General features: G+C 45.4%; 7 protein-coding genes. 3 read left to right on the top strand and 4 right to left on the bottom strand.

Features of this window, described 5'->3' with window-relative positions:
* Both MKHDV_RS18745 and MKHDV_RS18740 read left to right on the top strand, forming a co-directional pair.
* Positions 1 to 255: AraC family transcriptional regulator (locus tag MKHDV_RS18745; RefSeq protein WP_216846936.1), on the top strand; the 255-nt coding region annotated here is incomplete at its 5' end.
* 4 nt (positions 256 to 259) lie between these two features.
* On the top strand, positions 260 to 817 hold the full coding sequence (locus MKHDV_RS18740) for a methylated-DNA--[protein]-cysteine S-methyltransferase (protein WP_371416034.1): 558 nt from the start codon (positions 260 to 262) through the stop codon (positions 815 to 817).
* Positions 818 to 1,731: 914 nt separating this feature from the next.
* Here MKHDV_RS18740 and ald read toward each other — a convergent pair.
* The 4 genes from ald to MKHDV_RS14860 all read right to left on the bottom strand — a co-directional run bounded on the left by ald (position 1,732) and on the right by MKHDV_RS14860 (position 7,025).
* Entirely contained in the window at positions 1,732 to 2,844 is a 1,113-nt protein-coding gene (gene ald / locus MKHDV_RS14875) for an alanine dehydrogenase (protein WP_160716664.1), read from the bottom strand.
* Between the two features lie 33 nt (positions 2,845 to 2,877).
* On the bottom strand, positions 2,878 to 4,254 hold the full coding sequence (locus MKHDV_RS14870; RefSeq protein ID WP_160716662.1) for an aspartate aminotransferase family protein: 1,377 nt from the start codon (positions 4,252 to 4,254) through the stop codon (positions 2,878 to 2,880).
* Positions 4,255 to 4,379: 125 nt separating this feature from the next.
* Positions 4,380 to 5,531 (bottom strand): iron-containing alcohol dehydrogenase, encoded by a 1,152-nt coding sequence (locus MKHDV_RS14865; RefSeq protein ID WP_160716668.1) that lies wholly within the window; start codon positions 5,529 to 5,531, stop codon positions 4,380 to 4,382.
* Positions 5,532 to 5,579: 48 nt separating this feature from the next.
* Entirely contained in the window at positions 5,580 to 7,025 is a 1,446-nt protein-coding gene (locus MKHDV_RS14860) for an APC family permease (RefSeq protein WP_160716660.1), read from the bottom strand.
* Between the two features lie 332 nt (positions 7,026 to 7,357).
* On the opposite strand from MKHDV_RS14860, the gene MKHDV_RS14855 reads away from it, so the two are divergent.
* Positions 7,358 to 9,097 (top strand): sigma-54-dependent Fis family transcriptional regulator, encoded by a 1,740-nt coding sequence (locus MKHDV_RS14855; RefSeq protein ID WP_160716658.1) that lies wholly within the window; start codon positions 7,358 to 7,360, stop codon positions 9,095 to 9,097.
* The last annotated feature ends 49 nt before the right edge of the window (positions 9,098 to 9,146 follow it).

The following is a 9,146-nucleotide window of genomic DNA, read 5'->3' as shown; positions in this document are numbered from 1 at the left end:
ATCCGCTACATTGAACAGAATGCAATGAAACAGCCTTCGCTGGATACCATTGCTGCACATGTTCACTTGAGCAAACATCACTTTTCACGTCTTTTTAAACAATGGGTTGGGGTCACTCCGATTCAGTTTCTTCATTTTCTCACTGTAGAATACACAAAAAAAATGCCTCGCCGAAAAAACTTCTATTCTCGACACTGCACACTCTGCCGGACTGTCTGGATCAAGCAGGCTTCACGATTTATTTATCAACTTTGAGGCAATGACTCCTGGTGACTTTAAGAAGCAAGGGGCCAATCTGACCATAGAGTATGGCTTTGCCCCATCTCCATTTGGAGTATGCTTGTTAGCCACAACAGAACGCGGAGTATGCTATCTTGGCTTTGTTGACGAAGACAAGGAAGAGCTGCTCGAGCAACTTAAAGCAGAATGGTGCAATGCGACCTTTGTTCAGAACGCATCCACGATTCAGCCAAAGATACAAAAAATTTTTTATCCTTCATTGGCACCAAGTCGTCCCATTACCTTGCTCGTGAAAGGAACAAATTTTCAAATTAACGTATGGCGTGCCCTTCTCACTATTCCTTCAGGGAACCTTGTGAGCTACCAAGACATCGCGCAACACATTGGCAAACCCAAGGCTTCCCGTGCTGTCGGCACTGCTATCGCAAAAAATTCCATAGGGTACCTAATCCCGTGTCATCGAGTCATTACGAACACTGGAGCTCTCAAGAACTATCGTTGGGGCACAGCAAGAAAAAAAGCACTTATTGGATGGGAAGCCGGAAAGCGGGCATTAGAAATCGCAGAAAATTTATAAGTTAGAATCGCTAAAAATCTAAGAGCGCAGAAACAACGAAACACCCGCAGATCAAAAGTTATAAACTCTAACAGGTAAAGCCATAAAGAGCTTAGCGGTGTCAGTTTAATTCTGGAAAAAACAAAAATAAAAAGCCCTGCATATTTTCATATGCAGGGCTTTTTTATCCGACCAAAAAATGAAGGAAGTGGAAACGCCCTTCCACTTCCTTCCACAAGGATATGCGATCCAAATTAGCGGACGCATCAGCGAATTTCGACACAGCCCACACTGCGCCACACCAACCCTACCCAGAGCGGTTACAAAGATACCCTACATACCTTCGTCGCATCCTTATTGTGTCACCAACGTACGTTAAGTTGCAAAGCCCTAGCACGCTGATGAACGCCGCGAGCTGTTATTCACAAACTGCGGGGAAAATTTTCAACACAGGATCTGTGTCACTCCAAACAATCAACAATACCCCTATACTGTTACGCAACAAATTTCATCTTTATTATATCTAACAGCTTTAACATTTACAAAAAACGCTAAAAAGAACCGATAAAGACTGAGTCTCCACATAAAAAATGAAATGGCAATAAATTTTATTGTTACAACTGTTCATAAGATTAGAAATATTTTAAAAAAAATGTATGTACAATAATATATACATAAAAAAAGGGGAAGTAACAAAAAAAATTCCTTTATAGCAGCAGTACTGCATAAAAGAAATTCTTCACTCAGACAATATATCAATAAAAAAAGTTACAAAAAAAAGCAGCAGCATGAAAAATCATGCTGCTGCTTATATACCCAAATAGCATTTGCTACTTAGACGCGTTTACACGCGCTTGTAAGGCGTAAACCTTACACTACCATTCGCTTTCGGATTATAGAGTTATGCTGAGCCGAAAGCTGATTGGCAATTTAACTTATAATACGTCTTCAACTGGAGTGTAATCGAAGCCAAATGCGTCACAAACAGCTTTGTATGTGAGTTTGCCTTCGTGAACGTTGAGACCAAGTTTGATTTCTTCGTTTTCCTGACAAGCTTTCTTCCAACCTTTGTTGGCGATTTCGAGAGCGTAAGGAAGAGTAGCGTTAGTAAGAGCCATGGTGGAAGTTGCAGGAACTGCACCAGGGATGTTAGCTACGCAGTAGTGGATTACGCCTTCTACTTCGTAAGTTGGGTTTTCGTGAGTTGTTGCTTTAGAAGTTTCGAAGCAACCACCCTGGTCGATAGCAACGTCAACGAGTGCTGCGCCTTTTTTCATGAGTTTGAGGTCTTCACGAGTAACAACAGCAGGAGCTTTTGCACCTGGGATAAGAACTGCGCCAACAACCATATCCATTTCTGGAAGAAGTTCCTGGATAGCGCCTTTAGAAGACATGAGGGTGGTGCAGTTAGCAGGCATTACGTCTGCGAGGTAACGAAGACGATCAAGGCTGATGTCCATGAGGTAAACCTGTGCGCCGAGGCCACAAGCCATTTTAGCAGCCTGAACGCCAACAACGCCGCCGCCGATTACCATTACTTTAGCAGGAGCTACGCCTGGTACGCCACCGAGGAGTTTACCAAGGCCGCCGTTTGTTTTTTCGAGAGCAACAGAACCCTGCTGGATAGACATACGGCCAGCAACTTCAGACATTGGTGTAAGAAGTGGAAGGGAACGGTCAGCTTTCTGAACAGTTTCGTATGCGATGCAAGTTGCGCCGGATGCCATGAGACCTTCGGTCTGTGGTTTGTCAGCAGCAAGGTGCAGGTAAGTAAAGAGGATCTGGCCTTTACGGAGCATGCCGTATTCGGAAGGCTGTGGTTCTTTAACGTGCATTACCATTTCAGCTTTGTCGCAAATTGCCTGCGGAGTATCGATGATAGTTGCGCCTGCTGCTACGTATTCTGCATCAGAGAAACCGGAACCAACGCCAGCATTTTTCTCTACGAGAACTTCGTGACCACGGGATACCATAGTGGTAACGCCAGCTGGAGTCATACAAACGCGATTTTCTTTAACTTTAATTTCTTTAAGTACGCCTACGATCATTGTCTTATCTCCTAAGAATATGAATTATTTTAGTTATGCAGAAACAGATGCAAAAGATTTATCGAGTGCATCAATGATTTCATCAATTTCAGATTTACCAGCGATCAGTGCAGGGCTGAAGCAAAGAGTGTTGTTGAACTCTTTGAAAGAGCGGTTTGTACGGCCGATGATTACGCCTTCTTTACCACAATTTCCTGCGATACCAGCTGCAACAGCTTCGTCAACAGGCTCTTTAGTTGCACGATCTTTAACGAGCTCGAGACCCTGGAAGAGGCCTTTACCGCGAACGTCGCCGATAATGGAGTACTTGTCTTTGAGCTCAAAGAGACGATCCTGGAAGTAGTCACCCATGGTAACAACGTTTTCAAGAAGGTTCTCTTTAATGATGATGTCCATGTTAGCAAGTGCAGCTGCTGGACCTGCGGTACAACCACCGAAAGTGGAGATATCGCGGAAGTAGTGCATGCGATCGGATGGATCAGCTTTGAACTCATCAAAAACTTTTTCAGTAGTTACGGTACAGGAGATACCTGCGTAACCAGATGCAACACCTTTAGCCATGGTTACCATGTCCGGGGTGAAGTCAAAGTGCTGGTAACCGAACCATTTACCTGTACGGCCGAGACCACATACAACTTCATCAATGTGAAGAAGAACGCCGTGACGGTCACATATTTCGCGGATAATCGGGAAGTACTCAGGTACAGGTACGATTACGCCGCCACCAGCGGTGATTGGCTCGAGGATTACGCCGCCAACGTTTTCAGGACCTTCATTCTGGATGAGAGTCTCGAGAGCGTGAGCACATTCGATGTCACAGCTACCGTATTCTTTGCCGAATGGGCAACGGTAACAGTTACAATGAGCAAGCTCTACAAAACCAGGAGCGAATGGACCGTACTGGTTTTTACGCTCGAACTGACCAGTGGAGGACAATGCACCAATGGTAGTACCGTGGTAGTCACGATCGCGGAAAATAATTTTGTGTTTAGAGCCGTCACCTTTGAGGTGTGCGAGCTGACGTACGATTTTGTAAGCTTTTTCGTTAGCTTCAGAACCGGAGTTTGAGTAGTAAACACGACTCATGCCAGGCATTTTGTCGATGAGAGCTTCAGCAAACTGTGCACCTGGAATGGTACCGGCAGAACCAGCGAAGTAACAAAGCTTTTTGAGCTGATCGTAAACTGCTTTCGCAATTTCTTCACGGCCGTAGCCTACGTTAACAGTCCAAACACCACCGGAAACAGCATCAAGAAACTCGTTGCCGTTTGCGTCTTTAATACGCATACCTTCACCGGAAACAATCATCATCGGGTTTGCGTCACCGTCAAATGGTTTGTGCTGGGTGAGGTGGTGCCAACAGTTAGCTTTATCTTGCTGTACCGCTTTTGTAATTTCTGAATTGCTCATTTTTTTACCCTTCTACTAAATCAAAGTATAATAATAAAATAAAATATAGTCAGCTTTTAGGAGGGGGAACCCCTTAGTCGCGACGGTGATAACGGCTCCGGCGCTGCTAAGGGGACCCCTATGCGCTAAAAAGTTTTCTGTAAGTGGTCGAGAAGCTGCTTCTCAGTACACTGGCGTGGGTTGTTGTCCATAAGACGTTTTGCAGCCATTGCACGAGTTGCGATGCCTTCAAGATCAGATTCCTGCACACCGTAAGGAGCAAGACCAACTTTAATGTCGAGATCTTCGAGCATGTTGATGAATGCTTCAGCACAGCCTTCTGCGCGTTCCAGAACAGGACCACAAGTGTCTTCGCCGTTCAGGATGTCAGCAACGATTGCATATTTCTCAGGGTTAGCCATGTAGTTGAAGCTAATACCAACTGGAGCGAAACATGCCATCAGGAGGCCGTGAGGCAGTTTGTATGTTGCAGGAACAGAAGTACCTACTGCGTGGATAACACCGTTCTGAGTGTTACCGAAGCCGAGACCTGCGAGAGCTGATCCGTAAATCATTGCTTCACGAGCTTCGAGGTTAGAACCATTGGTGTACGCTGTACGAATGTTCGCAGCGATCATTTTCATTGCTGCAAGGTTCTGAGCATCGGTAAATGGAGTAGCACGGAGTCCAACAAATGATTCCATTGCGTGAACGAATGCGTCTACGCCGGTCATTGCGGTTACGTGAGCTGGAAGACCTGTAGTGATCGCTGGATCAAGGATAACAGCGTTAGCGTACAGGTAATCACTTACAACACCCATTTTCGCACCAGTTTCGTTGTTGGTCAGTACTGAAATGGAAGTCATTTCAGAACCAGTGCCCGCAGTTGTAGGAATTGCGATCATTGGCATACACGGACCAGGAACAACGTTTACGCCGAAGTACTTGGAGATAGGACCTTCGTGAACTGCGAGAACAGAAGCTGCTTTTGCAGTATCAAGAGCACTACCGCCACCGAAGCCGATCATAACGTCAGCTTTGAATTCGGTTGCTGCGTTGGCGCAAGCCTGGATAGAGTCAGCATTTGGCTCAAGTTCTGCTTTTGGGAAGAGAACAAACTCAACGCCTGCAGCTTTGAGAGCTTCTTCTACCGGCGCATGAAGGCCGAGAGATGCAAGACCTGGGTCAGTTACGATAATTGCACGTTTGCCGCCAAGGGCTTTAACTTCGTCGCCAGTCTGTGCAATTGAACCTACGCCGTGTACAGTCTTGCTTACTGAATGGAATGTGTGATGCATCACTTTCTATCCTTTTTATTTGTTTAATACCTTGAAATTAGGATTCTTCTATTTCTTGAAGAATGTAGGGAGATCTAAACCGCCCATCATCAAAGATGACTGAGTCTTAAGATCAAGGCCTTTGAATTCGCTCATTTTCATTTTGTAGAAAACTGCGCCGAGAAGAGTCCAGAGTACCAATGCGATCCAAGATTCTGTGCCGATGGAACCAGGGGAACCAGGAACGGTAAGAAGCAGGATACAGATTACGGAACTCACAGAACCAACCGCCGCAAAAATAATCTTCTTAGAGGTTTTTTCTTCACTACGGAACGCTACAGCAACTTTGTACGCAGCAAGGCAAGTGAAGAGGTAACCAATAACGGTACCAACCGCTGACATATCTACTACCCAGTTCAGTACCTCACGACCGAAGAACGGTGCGATAATGGTAAGCAGGGTTACAAATACAATCGACTTATGCGGAGTACCATACTTTGGATGAATATCTCCGAACCATGCAGGAAGGATTCTTGCGCGACCGATGCTGAAGAGCAAACGGGAAGATGCGAGGAAGAAACCGTTAATGCCGGTGAAGATAGCTGCTGAAACCGCCATTGCGAGAATCACACTACCTGCTTTACCTAATGAAAGGTGAGCAACGTAGCCAGTAGCCCAAGGTACATCCATAGCTAAAAGTTCTTTATAAGGTATGAGACCAGCTACAGAGAGAGTAACCATTGCGTAGAGGAAAACTCCACACAGAATCGCGGTTACCATCAGTTTTGTTGCCATCTCATGCGGGAAATCAAATTCTTCAGCAGCCTGTGGAATAGTATCAAAGCCAACGTAGAGCCAAGGTGCAATAGCTACGATCGCCATGATTGATGCCATAGGGCTGCGTTCTACAGCGTACAGTGGAAGCAAGTTAGTTAAAGAAGAAGATTCATGCATAACTGTTCCGGCGAAGAGCGCGAATACGCCACCAACCAGAGCAATTGCGAGGAAAACCTGAATCTTACCAACAAGATCCGCACCGCGGTAGTTGATCCAACCTGAGCCTACGAGGATAGCAATAAGCATTGCAAGTTCGCCGGCGTAAATGTCCCAACCTACTACTGTATACAGATAACCAACTTCAAATACCCCTGGAAGGAGGAATCTAAAGAGCAGCGCTAGCGCTGACGCGTTAAGTGCAATAATACAAATATAACCGAGCGCTAATGCCCAACCACAAATAAATGCGGCTGTAGGGCCAAATCCGACATATGCAAATACGAATTCGCCACCAGCAACAGGGTACTTACCGATCATGTCGCCATAACTCATGGCAACAAAAACTAACATTGCTCCGCCTAATGCAAAACCAATGCAAGCTGCAAGTGGTCCCGCTGTTGGCAAAAATCTCAATGCCGGCAATACAAATGCGCCCCAACCTAAAATTGCGCCAAGCGCAAGCGCCCAAGCCTGACTAGGCTTAATCGACTTTTTTAACGTAGTCTGAGTCTCAGCCATAAATCTTATGCCCTCCAAAACCTTTTTCGATAGCCTTCGCTATCGTAATCTCTTTTTTGGCGTAACCTAATACACCAAACCTATAGAGTAGTATGTAACCTGTCCCACGAAGTTCATTCTACTGCTTTGCAACACTTCTCTAAAAGCAATCCTTGTGCCAATTGTCACATTTCCCGCAACCTCACGCATTATAAGGATTTTTACTGAGCGCCTAATGAACGCAAACTAATAAGCAAGTCATTCTTGCATTGATTTTAAAAAAAACTTAATGAGATGTGTAGATTTTCTGAAAATTCGATGCAAGAATGAATTATCACAAAACGAGGGGAACTATGCCAACTAATCGAACCACGACACAAAATCCCGCAAATGAGAATTTTTTCTCAACCGTTCTTTGCAAAGGAAAAGAGTGGGTTATAGACAAATATACTAACAATCTTTGCACACTATTTCCTATCTTTTCACAAGCAGATGCGCCCAAGTCATTTCTGCATCACATTCAGCAATATGCGTTGCCTGCAGATGCCCTGCAATTGGCAAATATGACTGAAGGTGCCACCGTTTTTGTAAAAATTCGTAGCATAAATTACTGTGTCACCTGGCACTGGATTGACCGATCTACCGAATATCGCTCCGTCACGGTCTACAGCATTAATGACAAGAGCTTCCAAAACGCAGCTCTTCATAAAGAAGAACTCGATGTTCTTTTTGAATCCATGCACGACGGTATTTGGGTAATTGACGGAAACGGCATCACACAACGCGTTAACAAAGCGATGGAGCGAATTGCCGGTATTAAAGCCGAGGGGGTAATTGGCAAGCATGTTTCAGAAGCGGTTGAAATGGGCTACACAACTACATGTGTAACCCTGCGAGCTCTCGAAGCAGGCCACTCTGTAACAATGTTTGACGACTACAGCAACGGCGTGCGTTGCCTCAACACAAGTACACCAATTTTTGATGCAAATGGTGAAGCATGGCGAGCCATTGCATGTATCCGAGACATCAGTGAACTGAAGACTTTGCAAACCAAACTCAGTAAATATGAGTTGGAAGCACAGGTATATAAAGATAAATTAAAAACATTGGAAAAAGGTCAAGCTGAGGGTGTATTGGGGAACAGCCCAGCCATGCTGCAACTCTCGCAGGACATCCAGCGAGCGGCACAGGTTGATGCTCCTGTATTACTGTTAGGGGAAACAGGTACAGGTAAAACACTCACAGCAGGCACAATCCACAAACAGTGTGGACGCGGCGAAGGTGCTTTCATCTCAATCAACTGTGGCGCAATTCCAAGTGAACTGCTTGAGGCAGAACTTTTCGGATACGAAGCTGGAGCGTTCTCCGGCGCATCTGATAAAGGCAAAGCCGGTTTGTTTGAACTTGCGGATGGCGGAACACTCTTCCTTGATGAAGTAGCAGAGCTTCCATTGCTTATGCAGGTTAAACTTCTGCATGTTCTCGACGGTGACGGCTACCGTAAAGTTGGTGGCACAACCCAGTTGAAACCAAATGTCCGCATTATCGCTGCAACAAACAAATCATTCGATAAGCTTCTGGCTTCCGGCACCTTCCGAGAAGACTTGTACTACCGTCTGCGTGTACTTATTGTTTCCATTCCACCATTACGCGACCGGTCTGAAGACATCCCGTTGCTGGTGCAGCACTTCCTGACCAGTGCAAACTTGAAATACAATTTACGCAAAACGCTTTCTCCGGATCTACTTTCAACGCTTTCTCAAAACAGATGGCCGGGTAACGTTCGGGAACTACGCGCAGCAGTAGACTATCTCGTTGCAATGAGTGATCAGGACTTAATTACTCCAGATTATCTGCCGCCGCATTTCCTTTCAGAAAACGAAGACGGCAGTGCCATCATGTCCAGTGCAGCCCACATCAACTTGAAAGATGAAGTAGAGACACTTGAACGCAAGCTCATCAAGCAGGCACTGATTTCAGGCAGAAGCACATACAAGGCAGCTAAGCTTCTCGGCACAAGTCAATCTACCATCGTCCGCAAAGCGCAGCGATACAGAATCGGGATTGTCGAAGTGAGCCACGACCTCTCCTAACATTATATATATGGAACGAGTTTTGTTCTAATTCATTCTCTTGCATCAA

Source organism: Halodesulfovibrio sp. MK-HDV (genome assembly GCF_009914765.1).
Classification (GTDB): domain Bacteria; phylum Desulfobacterota; class Desulfovibrionia; order Desulfovibrionales; family Desulfovibrionaceae; genus Halodesulfovibrio.
Note: the sequence above shows the minus strand (reverse complement) of the source record. Positions and strands in the feature narration are given on the sequence as shown.